15 protein-coding genes and 1 other annotated feature are annotated in these 18,515 nt (G+C 42.5%); of the genes, 13 read left to right on the top strand and 2 right to left on the bottom strand.

Going from position 1 to position 18,515, the window contains the following annotated elements:
* Positions 1-52 precede the first annotated feature (52 nt).
* Together lon and yihA are read left to right on the top strand one after the other, a co-directional pair.
* Positions 53-2,377 (top strand): endopeptidase La, encoded by a 2,325-nt coding sequence (gene lon / locus MHH31_RS12680; protein WP_096881697.1) that lies wholly within the window; start codon positions 53-55, stop codon positions 2,375-2,377.
* The gene (gene yihA / locus MHH31_RS12675; RefSeq protein ID WP_007501562.1) at positions 2,374-2,961 is read left to right on the top strand and encodes a ribosome biogenesis GTP-binding protein YihA/YsxC; all 588 of its coding nucleotides are present in this window, start codon (positions 2,374-2,376) and stop codon (positions 2,959-2,961) included. Before lon ends, yihA begins: the two co-directional genes overlap by 4 nt.
* Positions 2,962-3,205: 244 nt before the next feature.
* On the opposite strand, the gene MHH31_RS12670 is transcribed toward yihA, so the two are convergent.
* The gene (locus tag MHH31_RS12670) at positions 3,206-3,691 is read right to left on the bottom strand and encodes a hypothetical protein (RefSeq protein ID WP_024718411.1); all 486 of its coding nucleotides are present in this window, start codon (positions 3,689-3,691) and stop codon (positions 3,206-3,208) included.
* 240 nt (positions 3,692-3,931) lie between these two features.
* On the opposite strand from MHH31_RS12670, the gene hemA reads away from it, so the two are divergent.
* The 8 genes from hemA (at position 3,932) to ysxE (ending at position 12,831) form a co-directional block, all read left to right on the top strand.
* The gene (hemA, locus tag MHH31_RS12665; protein ID WP_024718410.1) at positions 3,932-5,299 is read left to right on the top strand and encodes a glutamyl-tRNA reductase; all 1,368 of its coding nucleotides are present in this window, start codon (positions 3,932-3,934) and stop codon (positions 5,297-5,299) included.
* 7 nt (positions 5,300-5,306) lie between these two features.
* Positions 5,307-6,137, top strand: a complete 831-nt coding sequence (locus tag MHH31_RS12660) for a cytochrome c biogenesis protein (RefSeq protein ID WP_007501558.1) — start codon at positions 5,307-5,309, stop codon at positions 6,135-6,137.
* A 37-nt stretch (positions 6,138-6,174) separates the two neighbouring features.
* Positions 6,175-7,110, top strand: a complete 936-nt coding sequence (gene hemC, locus MHH31_RS12655) for a hydroxymethylbilane synthase (RefSeq protein ID WP_024718409.1) — start codon at positions 6,175-6,177, stop codon at positions 7,108-7,110.
* Positions 7,107-7,898, top strand: a complete 792-nt coding sequence (locus MHH31_RS12650) for a uroporphyrinogen-III synthase (RefSeq protein ID WP_058336576.1) — start codon at positions 7,107-7,109, stop codon at positions 7,896-7,898. The genes hemC and MHH31_RS12650 overlap by 4 nt, the downstream gene beginning before the upstream one ends.
* Positions 7,895-8,866: a porphobilinogen synthase gene (gene hemB, locus MHH31_RS12645; protein WP_007501555.1), complete on the top strand. Its 972-nt coding sequence runs from the start codon at positions 7,895-7,897 to the stop codon at positions 8,864-8,866. Before MHH31_RS12650 ends, hemB begins: the two co-directional genes overlap by 4 nt.
* A 27-nt stretch (positions 8,867-8,893) precedes the next feature.
* The gene (gene hemL / locus MHH31_RS12640) at positions 8,894-10,186 is read left to right on the top strand and encodes a glutamate-1-semialdehyde 2,1-aminomutase (protein ID WP_039167003.1); all 1,293 of its coding nucleotides are present in this window, start codon (positions 8,894-8,896) and stop codon (positions 10,184-10,186) included.
* A gap of 331 nt (positions 10,187-10,517) precedes the next feature.
* A complete protein-coding gene (locus MHH31_RS12635) occupies positions 10,518-11,762 on the top strand; it encodes a LysM peptidoglycan-binding domain-containing protein (RefSeq protein WP_249669395.1) in 1,245 nt (414 codons plus the stop codon).
* A 37-nt stretch (positions 11,763-11,799) separates the two neighbouring features.
* Entirely contained in the window at positions 11,800-12,831 is a 1,032-nt protein-coding gene (gene ysxE, locus MHH31_RS12630; RefSeq protein ID WP_008342818.1) for a spore coat protein YsxE, read from the top strand.
* 79 nt (positions 12,832-12,910) lie between these two features.
* Here the strand turns inward: ysxE and MHH31_RS12625 are convergent, their stop codons facing one another.
* Positions 12,911-13,102 (bottom strand): hypothetical protein, encoded by a 192-nt coding sequence (locus MHH31_RS12625; RefSeq protein ID WP_024718406.1) that lies wholly within the window; start codon positions 13,100-13,102, stop codon positions 12,911-12,913.
* 166 nt (positions 13,103-13,268) lie between these two features.
* Positions 13,269-13,498 (top strand) — a binding site (T-box leader).
* A 59-nt stretch (positions 13,499-13,557) separates the two neighbouring features.
* Here MHH31_RS12625 and MHH31_RS12620 point away from each other — a divergent pair.
* The 3 genes from MHH31_RS12620 to MHH31_RS12610 all read left to right on the top strand — a co-directional run bounded on the left by MHH31_RS12620 (position 13,558) and on the right by MHH31_RS12610 (position 18,451).
* Entirely contained in the window at positions 13,558-16,200 is a 2,643-nt protein-coding gene (locus tag MHH31_RS12620) for a valine--tRNA ligase (RefSeq protein WP_047946288.1), read from the top strand.
* A 65-nt stretch (positions 16,201-16,265) separates the two neighbouring features.
* On the top strand, positions 16,266-17,570 hold the full coding sequence (locus tag MHH31_RS12615; RefSeq protein ID WP_327861936.1) for a folylpolyglutamate synthase/dihydrofolate synthase family protein: 1,305 nt from the start codon (positions 16,266-16,268) through the stop codon (positions 17,568-17,570).
* A 149-nt stretch (positions 17,571-17,719) separates the two neighbouring features.
* The gene (locus MHH31_RS12610) at positions 17,720-18,451 is read left to right on the top strand and encodes a prepilin peptidase (RefSeq protein WP_342494860.1); all 732 of its coding nucleotides are present in this window, start codon (positions 17,720-17,722) and stop codon (positions 18,449-18,451) included.
* Positions 18,452-18,515: the final 64 nt, after the last annotated feature.

Here is an 18,515-nt window from a genome sequence, read left to right as displayed (position 1 = left end):
TGAAACAGGTATATTATAATGATTCATACTAGTGACGGAGGTGTCTATCAACATGGCAGATGAAATCAAAAAGAATGTTCCGCTCCTTCCGCTGCGAGGCTTGCTTGTTTATCCAACAATGGTCTTGCATTTGGACGTTGGGCGCGAAAAGTCTGTTCAAGCATTAGAACAGGCGATGATGAACGATCATATGATTTTTCTAGCAACACAGCGGGAAATTTCAATAGATGAACCAGGTGAAGAGGAAATTTTCAAAGTCGGCACCTACACAAAAATTAAACAAATGCTGAAGCTGCCAAATGGAACGATCCGTGTGCTCGTCGAAGGCTTAAATCGAGCGCAGATCGAATCCTACATGGAGCTAGAAGACTATACGTCAGTCGATATTAAAGAGTTGACAGAAGAAGAATTAAAGGACGCAGAAGCAGAAGCACTCATGCGCACTTTGTTAGATCACTTTGATCAGTACATAAAAATTTCAAAAAAAATCTCAGCTGAAACATATGCAACGGTGACGGATATTGAAGAACCTGGAAGAATGGCGGATATCGTCGCTTCCCACCTTCCTTTGAAATTAAAAGACAAGCAAGAAGTGCTGGAAACAGTCGATGTCAAAAAACGGTTGAATCGGGTCATCAGTCTCATTCACAATGAAAAAGAAGTGCTAGAGATTGAAAAGAAAATTGGCCAGCGTGTCAAACGTTCAATGGAGCGAACGCAAAAAGAATATTATTTACGCGAACAAATGAAAGCTATTCAAAAAGAGCTTGGAGACAAAGAGGGGAAAACAGGCGAAGTCAGTACGCTTATGGCTAAAATTGAAGAGTCCGGCATGCCAGATTCCGTTCGTGAAACGGCTTTAAAAGAACTGAACCGTTATGAAAAAATCCCTTCAAGCTCTGCTGAGAGTTCTGTCATTCGCAATTATATTGATTGGCTGATCAATCTGCCGTGGGGCACTTATACAGAAGATCGTCTAGATTTAAAGCTTGCAAGCGAAATTTTAGATGACGAGCACCACGGGCTTGAAAAAGTAAAAGAGCGGGTACTCGAATATCTTGCTGTTCAGAAACTGACAAATTCATTAAAGGGACCGATTCTTTGCTTGGCAGGACCTCCTGGGGTAGGGAAGACGTCACTTGCTAAATCCATTGCCAAATCACTCGATCGAAAGTTTATCCGTATCTCTCTTGGCGGTGTACGTGATGAATCTGAGATCCGTGGTCATCGAAGAACCTATGTAGGTGCGATGCCTGGTCGTATCATTCGCGGGATGAGCAAGGCGGGCACGATGAATCCGGTCTTTCTTTTAGATGAAATTGATAAAATGTCTTCTGACTTTAGAGGAGATCCGTCTTCTGCGATGCTTGAAGTGTTAGATCCAGAGCAAAATCATAATTTTAGCGATCATTATATTGAAGAGACATTTGATTTGTCTCAAGTCTTATTTATCGCAACTGCCAACAATTTAGCAACCATTCCAGGTCCACTTCGTGATAGAATGGAGATTATCACGATTGCAGGGTATACGGAAGTTGAAAAAGCAGAAATTGTGAAAGATCACCTTCTGCCGAAGCAGCTAAAGGAGCACGGATTAAAGAAAGGGAACTTGCAGCTTCGTGAAGCAGCGATTTATGATATGATTCGCTATTACACGAGAGAAGCAGGAGTCCGCGGGTTAGAGCGTCAGCTTGCGGCGATTTGCCGAAAAGCGGCAAGAGCAATTGTGGCTGAAGACCGCAAACGCATCACAGTGACGGAAAAAAACTTATCTGAATTCCTCGGAAAAAGACTTTACCGTTATGGTCAGGCGGAAACGACAGATCAGGTCGGCGTTGTCACAGGCCTTGCATATACCACAGTTGGCGGAGACACCTTGTCCATCGAGGTCTCACTCTCGCCGGGTAAAGGCAAGCTTTTGCTAACAGGTAAGCTCGGTGATGTCATGAGAGAATCTGCGCAGGCGGCATTCAGTTATGTTCGTTCAAAAGCAGATGAACTGAACATTGACCCTCAATTTAATGAAAAGCACGATATTCACATCCATGTTCCAGAGGGTGCGGTTCCAAAGGACGGGCCATCAGCTGGTATTACCATTGCGACGGCTCTTGTATCAGCACTCACAGGACGTCCTGTTTCAAAAGAGGTTGGCATGACAGGAGAAATTACGTTAAGAGGAAGAGTGCTTCCGATTGGCGGATTAAAAGAAAAAGCATTAGGCGCACATCGTGCAGGACTGAAAACGATTATTCTTCCAAAGGACAATGAGAAGGATATTGATGACATTCCTGAAAGTGTGAGAGAAGGATTAACTTTTATTCCGGTTTCACATTTAGATGAGGTGCTTGAGAAAGCGTTAGTAGGAGAGGGAAGATGAAAGTAACAAAATCAGATATCGTCATTAGTGCGGTGAAACCAGAGCAGTACCCGAGCGGGGGACTGCCTGAGATCGCACTTGCTGGACGATCAAATGTTGGAAAGTCCTCGTTCATTAACTCATTGATTAATCGGAAAAATTTAGCGCGTACGTCTTCTAAACCAGGAAAGACCCAGACGCTTAATTTTTACATTATTAATGATATGCTCCATTTTGTGGACGTCCCAGGTTATGGCTTTGCAAAAGTATCAAAAACAGAGCGCGAAGCATGGGGGAGAATGATCGAAACGTATATTACAATGCGTGAAGAGTTAAAAGCAGTCGTCCAAATTGTGGATCTGCGTCATAAACCATCCGCAGATGATGTGAACATGTATGAATTCCTTAAATACTATGGAGTTCCTGTGATCATTATTGCGACAAAGGCCGATAAAATTCCAAAAGGCAAATGGGAAAAGCATGCGAAAGTCGTCAAACAGACACTCGACATCGACCCATCAGATGAATTAATCCTTTTCTCTTCTGAAACAAAAAAGGGAAAAGATGAAGCATGGAATGCGATCCTTGCGAAGATTAACAGTTAAAAGAAAGGCATCTGCACATAGCAGATGCCTCAGCGTGAAGACAAACCCTCGCATTCGTTGTCAGTCCTGCGCGCTGGTGCTCACGAATGTCAAATTCGCTCCGCGCCAGTACTCGTCCTTCCTAGACTGCAAAGGTTTTCTATCACGCTGAAAAGAAGACAAATGGCTAAAATCAAGTTCATTTTAGCCATTTGTCAACATTCTAAGGCATCTGCACAAAGCAGATGCCTTTTTATTGTATAAGTTATTTCCTTTTTAAAAATAATAAGAGGAGACTGACGGCAATCAATACATATGGCCAGTACAATTCAAAACCGGAAGTAGGGATCGAAAGTGTGCTAAGTTGCTTCGTAATTTGTTGAAAGAAATAAAGGAATAGACCGAGTGCAATGAGAACAACACTTTCTATTCGATATTCCTTTTTCTGTGATGATTTCATCAAAAGTGCGAGGCCGACGATGAACACAATCATCGTAAATGTATCTGGCCAGTGTTCTAATTTCGGCTGAAGGATAAAGTGTAGCGCAAGGCCTGTCATGAGCATACCGATAAACACATGAGAGGTTTCCTGTTCCTTCTTTCCTTGATATAAGAAAGCAAGGCCAAAAAGCAGTACAAGTGTATACCATTTCTCCTGATCTTTCCAAATGTCAAATTGATCTCCTGAGAGAATGGCATATAGTGCTACAGCCAGCAAAGTGAGCGGCAGCAAAATAGATTTCTTCTTCAAAGATGTCACCTTCTTATAAGCAGATCATTTGTCCGCACGCGCCAAATCTGGTAAATTGCTTGAAGTGATGATATGGCATTCGATGTCGAACATTTTTCTACTATATCACAACATTTTTGAAATCTGTTCACAATTTTTATCCAGTTAAAAATGAATATATGTTATAATCATTATAAATAATAAATTCTATATTGTAATTATTATAAATTAGACAGGGCGTTGGGGGTGCAAGCTGAAGTTATGCATATTCTTGTTGTGGGTTTAGATTATAAAACAGCCCCTGTTGAGATACGGGAACAGCTGAGCTTTGAACCGAGCGAGCTCGGAACAGCGATGTCCAAGCTTAAAGAAGAAAAAAGCATTCTAGAGAATATCGTCATCTCAACATGTAATCGAACAGAGATCTATGCAGTTGTAGATCAGCTTCATACTGGTCGGTTTTATATAAAAAGATTTTTAGCAGATTGGTTCGGTTTAGAAAAAGAAGATGTCTCTCCATATTTGAAGTTTTATGAAAATGATGGAGCGGTTGAGCATTTATTCCGGGTTGCCTGTGGACTTGATTCTATGGTTATTGGTGAAACACAAATACTCGGTCAAGTGCGCTCAAGCTTTAAAGTCGCTCAAGAGGAGAAGACCATTGGTACCGTTTTCAATTATTTGTTTAAGCAGGCGGTAACAGTTGCGAAGCGCTCTCATGCGGAAACAGATATTGCGTCTAATGCTGTATCTGTCAGCTATGCGGCAGTGGAACTTGCCAAAAAAATCTTTGGACGTCTTTCTGATAAACATGTCCTTATTCTTGGTGCGGGTAAAATGGGCGAGCTGGCGGCTCAAAACCTTCAAGGTCAAGGGATTGGCCAGGTAACAGTCATCAATCGAACGTTTGAAAAGGCCAAAGAACTGGCCGGCCGCTTTTCAGGAGAGCCTAAGAGCTTGAATCAATTAGAAAAAACTTTATCTGAAGCGGATATTTTAATTAGCTCTACTGGGGCTAAACAATTTGTGATTACAAAAGAAATGGTCGAAAAAGCGAACAAACAGAGAAAAGGCAGACCTCTATTCATGGTGGATATTGCAGTACCACGTGATTTAGATCCAGCTATTTCTGAAGTAGAAGGTGCTTTTTTGTATGACATTGATGACCTTGAGGGCATTGTGGCAGCTAACCTGAAAGAGCGCCGTGCAGTAGCTGAAGAGGTGGAGCTTCTCATCGAAGCTGAAATTGTGGAATTTAAGCAATGGCTTAATACGCTCGGAGTGGTTCCTGTGATTTCTGCTTTAAGAGAAAAAGCACTCTCGATTCAAGCGGATACGATGCAAAGCATCGAACGAAAGCTTCCAAACCTCACAAATCGTGAAATGAAGCTGTTAAATAAACATACGAAAAGCATCATCAATCAAATGCTGAAAGATCCTATCTTAAAGGCCAAAGAAATTGCCGGGGAGCCGAATGCAGAGGAAAAACTTTTACTCTTTAAAGAAATCTTTGATTTACAGGTTGAAGATGAAGAGCAAAAGGCAGAGCCGATGCAGGTGGAGCAAGGGGCGTTTCAGCTGTTTAAAACAAATATGGCACAAGGCCTTGCTACAGTTGCCAGTGAGTGATTAGGCGATGATGGAATCCATTGTAGCGAGACTAGGTGAAGCGACGACCTTGATCTATGCACTCAGTGTCTTGTTCTATTTCATAGATTTTCTTCAACACAACCGGAAGGCTGGAAAAATGGCTTTCTGGTTGCTTTCTATTGTCTGGCTGCTGCAAACAGTCTACATGTTTTATATTATGATGGAAACAGACCGATTCCCTGTGTTGAATGTAGCAGAGGGGTTATATTTTTATACGTGGGTGCTTGTGACATTGTCACTTGTTTTGACAAAAGTATTACGCGTTGAATTTATTGTCTTTTTTACAAATGTGATTGGTTTTTCCATGATGGCGATTCACACCTTTACACCATCCGATCTTCATTCTGCCGAACTGACGGGAAAGCTGACGAGTGAGCTGCTCGTCATTCATATTACGATGGCCATTTTATCATACGGCGCTTTTTCACTTTCATTTGCTTTTTCACTACTCTACCTATTTCAATATCGTTTGCTGAAAAAGAAAAAATGGGGAAAATGGCTTTTGAGAATTGAAGATTTATCAAAGCTTGATCATATGGCGTATGTCTTAAATATTATTGGCGTGCCGATGCTCTTGCTTAGTTTAATTCTTGGCATTATATGGGCATATATTTCGTATGATACGTTGTACTGGACAGATGCAAAGGTGCTCGGTTCGTTTATTATGCTGTTTTTATACGGCTTTTACTTATACATTAGACTGGTGAGAAATATGCAGGGCAAAATCGTGGCGCGATGGAATGTCGCTTCATTTCTTGTGCTGATGATCAATTATTTTCTGCTTGGTAGCTTATCAACCTTTCATTGGTTTCAATAATGATGAGTCTTAAGGGCATTGTCGGGAGGAAGACGTAATGCGTACAATTAAAGTAGGTTCTAGACGAAGCAAACTTGCGATTACACAAACAAAATGGGTCATTCAAAAGTTGTCTGAACTAAACCCTTCTTATTCTTTTGAAATTAAAGAGATTGTGACAAAGGGTGATCAAATTTTAGATGTGACCTTATCAAAGGTTGGCGGAAAAGGTCTGTTTGTTAAAGAGATTGAACAGGCAATGCTGAACCATGACATTGACATGGCGGTACACAGCATGAAAGATATGCCGGCCTCTCTTCCGGAAGGTTTAGTCATCGGCTGTATTCCTGAGCGTGAAGATGTGCGGGATGCATTGATTTCAAAGGATCATCTCCGTCTTCATGAACTGCCAAAGGGAGCGGTTGTGGGAACGAGCAGCTTACGGCGCAGTGCCCAGCTTCTTCAGGAGAGACCAGATCTTGAGATTAAATGGATCCGTGGAAACATTGATACGAGACTTGAAAAACTGAAAAATGAAGAATATGATGCGATTATTCTAGCGGCTGCCGGATTGTCTAGAATGGGCTGGAGTCAAGAAGTCGTGTCGGAATTTTTATCTCCTGATACTTGCCTTCCTGCTGTAGGGCAGGGCGCATTGTCGATAGAATGCCGGGGAGATGACGAAGAGCTATTGCAGCTGTTAGCTCAATTCACAAATGAGTATACAAAGAAAACGGTCCTTGCTGAAAGAGCTTTCCTTCAACAAATGGATGGAAGCTGTCAAGTGCCGATCGCTGGTTACGCAACGATGAATGAGCGTGATGAAATTGAATTGACAGGTCTTGTGGCATCTGCGGATGGGCATACGATTATTCGAGAAACCGTAACAGGTACTGATCCTGAGGCAATTGGAACAGCATGTGCGAAGCAGATGGCTGATAAGGGAGCAAAGGATTTGATCGACAAGGTGAAAAAGGATCTGTCTTCCCAATGACGATAGCCAAATCGCTTTACGGACAGACGGTGCTTGTCACTCGAAATGAACGTCAAGCGGGTGCGTTTCAGCAGAAAATTGAAGCGCTGAACGGCCATGCTGTTTTAACCTCTCTTATCAGGTTTGAGCCAACGCTGACAAAAGAAAAAGCGAAGGCATTTTTAGAAGATTTAGAAGCAAGCCATTGGCTTGTGTTTACGAGTGTAAATGGTGCGTCTTTTTTTCTCAGTTATATAGAGAAGCATCAATTACATCAAAGCTTATCCCACTTGAAAGTGGCGGCCGTAGGTGAAAAAACATCTGCCTATCTGATGCAGCACGGCTTAAAAGTGGATGTGGTTCCAGAACGTTTTATAGCAGAAGAACTGGCAGATGCTTTAATTGAACATGTACATCCAGAAGAATGTGTCTTTGTAGCAAAAGGCCACCTATCACGAGATGTGGTAAAGAATACCCTCGTTCCGCTTGGCATTGACGTAAAAGAGTGGATTATATATGAAACAGTGAAGGATGAGGACGGAATTATCGCACTCAAGTCGGCAATGATGGAGCAATCATTTGATTTTATTACATTTACAAGCTCCTCCACTGTTCATTCTTTTATGCACGCCATGCAGGCTGATATCGATAGATTAGCTGCATCAGACACATGTTTTGTGAGCATCGGTCCTCTTACACAAGAGGCACTGCTTCAATACGGGATTTCTTCTGAAACCCCAGATACTTATACGATAGACGGGATGCTTGATTTGATGTGCCGTTTATCTGAAAGGAAGTTGAACCAATGATGAAATTTAACAGACACCGCAGATTGCGTACAAGCGCAGGAATGAGAGAATTGGTGAGAGAAACATTTTTAAGACCCTCTGATTTCATTTATCCCATCTTTTTTGTAGAGGGAGAGAATGTCCGGAAAGAAGTCCCTTCAATGCCGGGTGTCTATCACATTTCAGTTGATCTTGTGAAAGAAGAAGTCCAAGAGCTTGTTGACCTTGGGATTAAATCTATCATTGTTTTTGGGGTACCAGACCATAAAGACCATGTAGGCAGTGAAGCTTATCACGATCATGGGATTGTTCAAAGAGCAACGCTTGAAATCAAAAAGCATTTCCCAGAGCTTGTGGTCATTGCTGATACTTGCTTATGCCAATATACAGATCACGGACATTGCGGAATCGTTGAAGATGGAGAAATTTTAAATGATGAATCTCTTCAGCTCTTAGCGAAAACCGCTGTCAGTCAGGCTCGTGCAGGTGCAGATATCATTGCTCCATCAAACATGATGGATGGCTTTGTTATCGCAATTCGTGAGGCGCTTGATGAGGCCGGCTTTGTTCATGTGCCTGTGATGTCATATGCTGTGAAATATGCAAGTGCTTTTTACGGTCCGTTTCGTGATGCGGCGCATAGCACACCGCAGTTTGGAGATCGTAAAACGTATCAAATGGACCCTGCAAACCGCTTAGAAGCACTGAGAGAAGCGCAGTCTGATGTAGAAGAAGGCGCTGACTTCCTGATCGTGAAGCCGTCACTTTCATACTTAGATATCATGCGTGATGTGAAAAATGAATTTACACTTCCTGTTGTTGCGTACAATGTGAGCGGAGAGTATGCAATGGTGAAAGCAGCAGCTCAAAATGGCTGGATTTCTGAAAAAGAGCTTGTTCTTGAAATGCTGACTAGCATGAAACGTGCAGGCGCAGAATTAATCATTACGTATCATGCAAAAGATGCAGCGAAATGGCTCTCAGAATAAAGAACGGATAGACAGGAGGACATTGAAATGGGACGTAGCTATGAAAAGTCAAAGCAAGCATTTAAAGAAGCGCAGCAGTTAATGCCGGGTGGTGTGAACAGCCCTGTGCGCGCATTTAAATCAGTCAATACAGACCCGATTTTTATGGAACGAGGCAAAGGCGCAAAAATATACGATATTGACGGAAATGAATATATTGATTACGTCTTATCGTGGGGACCGCTTATTTTAGGTCATACGAATGACCGTGTAGTTGAAAGCATTCAGCGAGTAGCTGAACATGGTACAAGCTTCGGTGCTTCTACTTTAGTTGAAAATGAATTAGCTAAGCTTGTATCAGAACGAGTTCCTTCTATTGAGGTCATTCGTATGGTCAGCTCTGGAACAGAGGCGACTATGAGTGCGCTTCGTCTAGCACGTGGTTTTACAGGCAGAAACAAAATTGTGAAATTTGAAGGCTGTTATCATGGCCACGGTGATTCTTTGCTCATTAAAGCTGGTTCGGGTGTGGCAACGCTTGGACTTCCGGATAGCCCTGGTGTCCCTGAAGGTACAGCAAGCAATACGATCACCGTTCCATACAATGATTTAGAAAGCATCAAAGTCGCTTTTCAAGAATTTGGAGACGACATTGCAGGTGTCATTGTAGAACCAGTTGCAGGAAATATGGGGGTTGTCCCTCCACAAGAAGGTTTCTTGCAAGGATTGAGAGACATCACTGAGCAATATGGCTCTTTACTCATTTTTGATGAGGTCATGACAGGCTTCCGTGTGGATTATCATTGTGCACAAGGCTATTTTGGCATTACGCCTGATCTGACATGTCTTGGTAAAGTCATCGGAGGTGGCCTGCCAGTTGGTGCTTACGGCGGTAGAGCGGACATTATGAGACAAATTGCGCCAAGCGGCCCGATTTATCAAGCAGGAACGTTATCCGGTAACCCGCTTGCGATGACAGCAGGTCTTGAAACATTAAAACAGCTGACACCTGAGTCTTATGAAGAGTTTAGACGCAAAGGAGATCGTTTGGAAGAAGGCATTTCAAAAGCGGCGAAAGCACATGGGATTCCATTAACATTTAACCGTGCCGGTTCCATGATCGGATTCTTCTTTACAAACGAACAAGTCGTCAATTACGATACAGCGAAAACAGCTGACCTCGCTTTATTCGCTGAATTCTACAAGGAAATGGCTGATCATGGCATCTTCCTTCCGCCTTCACAATTCGAAGGGCTGTTCCTCTCAACTGCTCATACGGATGAAGACATCGAGTATACAATTGAGACAGTTGAAAAGGTATTTCAAAAATTAGCTCAGTAACCAAAAGCCGATATGGAGACATATCGGCTTAGATCGTTGACAAAGGGTTAAAATGAACTTTATTTTAGCCCTTTGTCTTCTTTTCAGCGTGAAAGAAAACCTTTGCAGTCTAGGAAGGACGAGTACTGGAGCGGAGCGAATTTGACATTCGTGAGCACCAGCGCGCAGGACTGACACCGAATGCGAGGGTTTGTCTACACGCTGAGCCGATATGGAGACATATCGGCTTTTTGCTTTGCATAAAACCAATCATATTTTCACTGCCTCCTTCATACACCTGTATTGACATCTAATTTTATTTTGAAGGATTAGATGAAAGGAGGACACCGACTTGTCTCAAAACAATCGATTACAGTTTTCGGTAGAAGAGTCCATTTATTTCAAAAACGGACAGGAAGTCAGTGAGCTACTGTCAATTTCTCTCGATCCTGACATTCTCGTTCAAGAAGTGAATGATTATGTTTCCATTAGAGGTTCACTCGAGCTAACAGGAGAATACAACATAAATCAAGAGGAGCTAATGGGTGAATCCAGTTCCTATGCATCATACAGGCAGGCTGATGAGGTGAAGGTAAGAGAGGACGGAACGGCGGAGCTGCTGCATCAATTTCCGGTGGATATCACGATCCCCAAGAACAAAATTAGTCATTTAAATGATGTATTTGTGTTTATTGATGCATTTGATTACCAGCTGACAGAAAGTCGTTTGCTCACGATTCAGGCTGATTTGGCCATTGAAGGTCTGTTAGATGAAGGAACGCCTGAACCGCTTGTAGAAGGGCCATATGAATTTGTCCATCGTGCTGAAGAGGAATATGGCGATGTCACTTATGAATATCAGGCGCAGCCTGAATATGAAGAGCAAGAAATGCTGCCACGTGAAGAGCATGAAGAAAATGCAGAACAGCAGGCCGCTTTGCAACATGAAGCGCGAACTGAACAAGAAGAGGATGAAATAGACATCGAGACGGTGATGGTGGAAGAAACAGAAGAAGAGGAGGAAAATGAGGAAGAAGAAGCCGTGGCGCTTGGGTATCGTTCCTTCCCAGAAGCTCAAGTACAAGAGCCGCCATTCTTTGACCCGCCTAAGCTGCTAGAAGAAGAGGAGCGGGATGATACGTTCTTTGAGGTGGAAGTGAGGAAAGACCCTGAAGCAGAGAGCAAGGAAGAAGAAGAGCCGCCAGCTTATCCAGCCTTTGAATCACCTGCTTATCAGATGGAACAGACGCAGGAAGAGCGGGATGACAGCTATCAGTTCGAACGATTATATGAACGTGAAGCACCAAAGGTGTATGAATCAGCTCAAGAAGCTGAGGAGTTTGAACATGACGTGAGAGAAGCGTCTGGCAGTGAGAATTCTCTTTATTTAACGAAGCTGTTCGCTAAGCAGGAGGAGGAAGATTTTTCTCGCATGAAAATATGTATAGTTCAGCAAGAAGATACGGTCGATCGTATTTGTGAGCGATATCAGTTGAATGTGCAGCAGCTCCTTCGAACGAATTCATTGTCGGTGGATGCAGAGCTTGAAGAAGGGCAGATTCTTTATATTCCTGAATATCAAAAAAGCAATGCATAGTATGAGATGATGGACCGAGAAAATGTGGTGAGAGAACGTGGATGAAATCCAATCTGTCCTATACGAATACGGGCTTGAGGCTGAATATATCGAACCTGTCAGTCCAGCTGTCGTTAGAGTGTATACAAAGCAGGGCGTATTTGCACTAAAGCGGGTAAAGCCCCATCGACACATGCAGTTTACAGAGCAAATGCTTGAACTAGAATCAAAAGGCTATCGCTCGTTTGTGCCGATTTATCGCACGAAGAGCGGTTCCTTTTTCTCTAATCATCGAGAAAGCCAGTACACGTATTATCTCATGCCATGGCTGACCAATGAAAAGAGAGAAGAGCAGGACGATAAACATGAATATTTATTTCAAGAGATTGCAAGACTTCATAAACGAACAGAAGTCATGATGGACATTACTGAGCAGGAAATAGAGGCTCACTACACCCAAATGAAAAGCAAATGGGAAACAGAGAAAGACATGTATGAACGATTTATCGAGCGGGCAGAACAAACATGGTATATGTCGCCATTTGAGCTGGCTGCTGCTATGTATTTTTCAGAAGCGATGTCTGCAAGTGAATTTGCACTTGAACGTTTAGAGGATTGGCATGAGGAAATGAAAGACCAAGAGACGACACGTATTGTGTTAAACCATGGGCAATTGTCGATCCATCACTTTTTGTACAATGATGTAGGTACAGGACATTTCACCAATTTTGAGCGGTCCAAAAAGGCTGCCCCCATTTATGACCTTTTGACCTTTTACTATCGCACATTCAAAACCTACCCTACTCCTTGTCCTGAATGCACATCTTTGTTTTATACGTATCAAAAGGGAAATAAACTTCGTGAGGAAGAGATTCATTTGTTCTTGAGCTACCTCGCTTATCCGCAGGGGTTGTTTGATACGGTGAAAGCCTATGAAGCAGGCGGACAGGATGAGATGGAAAGTTGTCAGGAGCTGTTAAGGGCGTATTGGCAAATGAAAAATTCTGAGCCGACCGTCATGAAAATACACGAAATTGAGCAGGCTAGACGCCTTGAAGAAGAACAAAACGCCTCGTCATCAGAAGAGTGACGAGGTTGTTTGCTGTTGCGCTATGAAATGTCTAACGAGGGACCTATACATAAGAGTGAGCCTGCAGCTTTCAGCTCTCTTAAAACCAATCAAGGTGAAAGGCACAGGCGAGAAATATAAGAATTCCTAAGATGAGGACGTCAAATGTTGTGGGAAAAATGATCGTGCGAAAGCCTTGAAATATGGCAATCGGGAGAACGACTTGGGAGGCAACTGCCCGAATTTGTCTAAGCCATGGGGGGAGTGTGTAAGGATTGATCTTTTTCAAAATAAAACGCCCTCCTTCTTTATTTTGTTATTATCATATGGGCAAAGAGGCAAAGGGTGCCTGCCCAATTTGTATAAAGAAGAAGAAAAGCGGAAAAGATGATTGACGAAAACAAAAGGCATTTAGTAATATTAATAAAAGATGAGTATAAGCTGATGAACGTGATATATCGTAAGCGTGGATCAGGAAGAGTACGAGCAAGCCCCTAAAGAGAGGGAAACCAATAGCTGAAAGGTTTTCTAGGATGCACTTGTTTGGAAGGTCGCCTGTGAGCTTAATTTCTTGAAACATGTAGTAGAGAAATTCGGGAGATCCCCGTTATCCTTTAGAGAGTACGGGACACGTCTAAGTGTTTCGTGAAAAAAGGTGGTACCGCGAAAAAGCTTTTTCGTCCTTTTATAAGGATGAAAAGGCTTTTTTTATGTTTCATCAGCCGAAAAAATGTGGAGGTAACACAAATGGGAACAAATAATCAAGAAATGCCAACAAAGTACGATCCAAATGCGATTGAAAAAGACCGCTATACGTACTGGCTTGAAGGGAAATTCTTCGAAGCACAAAATGACAAAACGAAAGATCCATATACAGTCGTCATTCCTCCACCAAACGTGACAGGAAAATTACACTTAGGGCATGCTTGGGATTCAACTCTTCAAGACATCGTGACTCGTATGAAACGGATGCAGGGCTATGATGTTTTATGGCTACCAGGAATGGACCATGCGGGTATTGCAACACAAGCAAAGGTAGAGGCGAAGCTTCGCGAAGAAGGTGTGAGCCGCTATGATCTCGGACGTGAAAAATTTGTAGAAGAAACGTGGAAGTGGAAAGAAGAGTATGCCGATTTTATTCGTAGCCAGTGGGCGAAAATGGGTCTAGGTCTAGACTATTCGCGTGAGCGTTTCACATTAGATGAAGGCTTGAATAAAGCAGTCCGCCAAGTGTTTGTTCAATTGTATGAAAAAGGATTGATCTATCGCGGAGAATACATCATTAACTGGGACCCAGCAACAAAAACGGCCCTTTCTGATATTGAAGTCATCTACAAGGATGTGCAAGGTGCGTTTTATCACTTGAGATATCCGCTTGCAGATGGATCAGGTTCGATTGAAATTGCGACAACAAGACCTGAAACGATGCTGGGAGATACGGCAGTCGCTGTACATCCTGAAGATGAACGCTATCAGCATTTGATTGGGAAAACAGTTGTTTTACCAATTACAGGCCGAGAGATTCCAATCGTTGGGGATGACTATGTCGATATGGAATTTGGATCAGGAGCTGTAAAAATAACGCCGGCTCATGACCCGAATGACTTCGAGCTTGGAAACCGTCATAACCTAGAGCGCATTCTTGTGATGAATGAAGATGGCACAATGAATGGAAACGCACTTCAATACAAAGGAATGGACCGCTTCGAATGTCGTAAACAGCTTGTGAAAGATCTTCAAGAAGAAGGCATTTTGTTCAAAATTGAGGACCACATGCATTCAGTTGGTCACAGTGAGCGCAGTGGCGCTGTAGTGGAGCCATATTTATCAACACAATGGTTTGTGAAAATGCAGCCGCTCGCAGATGAAGCCATCAATCTGCAAAAAGGTGATGAGCAAGTTCAATTTGTTCCAGACCGATTTGAAAAGACGTATTTACACTGGATGGAAAACATTCGTGACTGGTGTATTTCTCGTCAACTATGGTGGGGACACCGCATCCCGGCTTGGTATCATAAAGAAACGAAGGAAGTATACGTGGGACTTGATGCGCCAGAAGATATTGAAAACTGGGAGCAAGATAACGATGTACTTGATACATGGTTTAGTTCAGCGCTTTGGCCTTTCTCTACAATGGGCTGGCCAGATGCAGAAAGTGAAGACTTCAAGCGCTACTACCCAACCAATCTGCTTGTAACAGGCTATGACATCATCTTCTTCTGGGTATCTCGTATGATCTTCCAAGGTCTTGAATTCACAGGAGAAAAACCGTTCAAAGATGTCCTCATTCACGGTCTTATCCGCGATGAACAAGGGCGTAAAATGAGTAAGTCACTTGGCAACGGAATTGATCCAATGGAGGTCATCGACAAGTACGGTGCGGATTCATTGAGATATTTCTTAGCGACTGGAAGCTCTCCAGGTCAAGATTTACGTTTTAGCTTTGAAAAGGTTGAATCCACTTGGAACTTTGCAAACAAAATTTGGAACGCATCCCGTTTTGCTCTCATGAATATGGATGGTTTAACGTACGATGAGCTTGATTTGACAGGAGAAAAATCAGTTGCTGATCAATGGATTTTAACACGCTTAAATGAAACAATTGAAAGTGTCACACAGCTTGCTGACAAGTATGAATTCGGTGAAGTGGGCAGACATTTATACAACTTCATTTGGGATGATTTCTGTGATTGGTATATTGAAATGGCGAAACTTCCGCTTTATGGAGAAGATGAAGCAGCGAAGAAAACGACTCGTTCGATCCTTGCGTATGTATTAGATCAAACGATGAGACTTCTACATCCGTTTATGCCGTTCTTAACAGAAGAAATCTGGCAGCATCTACCTCATGAAGGTGAGTCCATTACTGTAGCGGCATGGCCTGAAGTGAAGCCGGAGCTTTCCAACGAACAAGCTTCTGCTGATATGAAGCTGCTTGTTGAGCTGATTCGTTCTGTTCGTAACATTCGCAGTGAAGTGAACACGCCAATGAGCAAACAAGTTGAGCTTTACATTAAAGCATCTACGTCTGATGTTCAGGAACGTTTAGAGAAAAATCGTTCATATATTGAGCGCTTCACGAACCCAAGTGTACTTGAAATTGGCACAGATGTCCCAGCTAGTGATAAAGCGATGACGGCTGTTATTTCTGGAGCAGAACTCATTCTGCCGCTTGAAGGCTTAATCAACTTAGATGAAGAAATTGCCCGTCTTCAAAAAGAGCTTGATAAACTGACAAAAGAAGTGGAACGAGTTCAGAAAAAGCTTGGCAATGAAGGCTTTATGAAAAAAGCGCCTGAAAGTGTCGTAGAAGAAGAGCGTGCGAAAGAACGTGATTATGTTGCAAAACGCGAAGCTGTTCAAAAGCGTATTGAAGAGCTGAAAGCATAAGAGTGAAAAGACGGCTCCTAATGAATTGGAGTCGTCTTTTTTGAAAATTTCGTATGAAATGAGAGATGACATTGTTTACAACCTATCATGAAGCCATTGAATGGATTCATAGCAGACTCGCTTTCGGTGTCAAACCGGGACTTGAACGAATGAAATGGCTGATGGACAGACTAGACCATCCTGAACAAAAAATAAAAGCGGTGCATGTAGCTGGAACAAATGGAAAAGGATCAACGATTGCATTTACTCGATCCATTTTACAGTCAGCGGGCTATTCAGTTGGAACCTTCACCTCGCCATTTATTTTAACGTTCAATGAACGAATTAGTGTTAATGGGGAGCCGATTTTGGACGAAGAGTGGCTGAGTTTGGTGAACGAAATCAAGCCTTTAGTTGAAGAATTAGATGATACAGAGCTTGGTGCAGCAACAGAGTTTGAGATCATTACAGCATGTGCGTTTGCTTATTTTGCCCATGTGCACCAAGTAGACTTTGTCCTCTTGGAAACAGGACTTGGCGGAAGACTTGATTCTACAAATGTGGCAGCGCCCATCTTAACAGCAATTACGTCGATTGGTCACGATCATATGGCCATTTTAGGCGACACACTTGATCAGATTGCAGCAGAAAAAGCTGGCATTATTAAAGCTGGGATTCCGATGATCACGGCCGTTCATCAAGCGGATGCTCTTACTGTGATTCAACACAAAGCCGAAGAAAAGAATGCGCCGTTTATCTCGTTACATGATACTTGTACCTTTAAGGACCAGCAGCCGACGGAAACAGGTGAACGCTTCACATTCACTACCCCAAAAAGGGAGTACTCGCAGCTAGAGACAGGGTTAATCGGAACGCATCAAATGCAGAACGCCTCCCTTGCCGTTCTACTGATCGAATGGCTGGAGCAAGAAGGATATATCCATGTGCTAAATGAGCAAGTGTATGAAGGAATTCGGCAGGCGGTGTGGGCTGGAAGATTTGAAAAGGTCCAAGATCAGCCTCTTGTTTATTTAGATGGTGCTCATAACGCAGAAGGAATGGACCGTTTAATCGAAACTGTACAAGCTCATTTTTCTAGTAAACAGGTTCATGTATGTTTTAGTGCGTTAAAAGATAAACCTTACAAACAAATGATCGAAAAGCTTGAAAGGATTAGTTCATCGATTCATTTTGTTTCCTTTGACTTTCCAAGAGCTGAGTCAGCGGAAAAGCTTTATGCTTGCAGTCATTTAGAAGCAAAATCGTTTGATGAAGACCCTCGTGCAGTGCTTGACTTCATTCAGAAAAAAAGAGATGACCCTTCAGCAATGATTCTGGTGACAGGTTCCCTTTATTTTATCTCAGATGTACGAAGTCGTATTTTACAGTAAGGAAAAGACGCAAATTGCTTCTATGCAATGTGCGTCTTTTTTCTTTTGATATGTAGGAGAGGGGGAAAATCACTTTTTCGCAAGGTGATCAAAGGTGAATCGCTATGGTACAATCCGGTCTATTCTATTTCCGGAAGGAGTCACCTAATTTGATTGATTTTTTTATGTTTTTCACAGGCATGGTCATGGGGTCATTTTTTCATCTAGTTGGTGAGAGGCTTCCAATGAAGCGATCTATTCTTTTTCCTCGTTCACACTGCGGAGCTTGTAAAGAGCCGCTTTCTTTTCACGACATGCTCCCGCTTTTTTCTTATATTGTATTGAAAGGGTCATGTAAGCATTGTGGAACCCGGCTCTCTTTGCTTTATCCAATGGTTGAGCTGTTGACAGGCGGCCTTTTTTTACTCGTTTATAGACATGCTGGTTTCTCTTTTGAGGGCCTTTTTCTTGTGAGTCTATGTAGTTTATTCGTGATTGCTGTCGTGAGCGATCTTTTTTATATGAGAGTACCCAACGAGCTCTTTCTCTTCTTTTTTCCTCTTTTCGTCATATACCGCACGCTAGAACCGCTTTTTATTTGGTGGGAAGGAGCGGCATCTCTTCTTATTTGTCTTCTTTTGTTTTATAGTTTAGAACATTTCAAGCCAAATAGTATGGGGGGAGCGGATGTCAAACTATTTGGTGTATTTGCATTTTGCTTCGGATTTAAGCCGTTTCTGATCATTCTTTTTCTTTCCTCTGTCACGGGAATGGTTTACGCAAAGGTGTTTTCTTACAAGGCAAATGAACCCTTTCCTTTTGTTCCTGCCATCGCTTGTTCTTTCTGGTTTTATCTTTTTTGTGGTGATCTGTTAAACCCAATTCGTAATTTTTTCGGATGAGAAAATTGGCGAACACTTTTTGAACCTGCCGACAAAAGTCTTGTTCTTTTTTTTATTGGCTATG

It is taken from the genome of Bacillus sp. FSL K6-1033, from assembly GCF_038630765.1.
Taxonomy (GTDB): Bacteria; Bacillota; Bacilli; order Bacillales; family Bacillaceae; genus Bacillus; species Bacillus altitudinis.
Note: the sequence above shows the minus strand (reverse complement) of the source record. Positions and strands in the feature narration are given on the sequence as shown.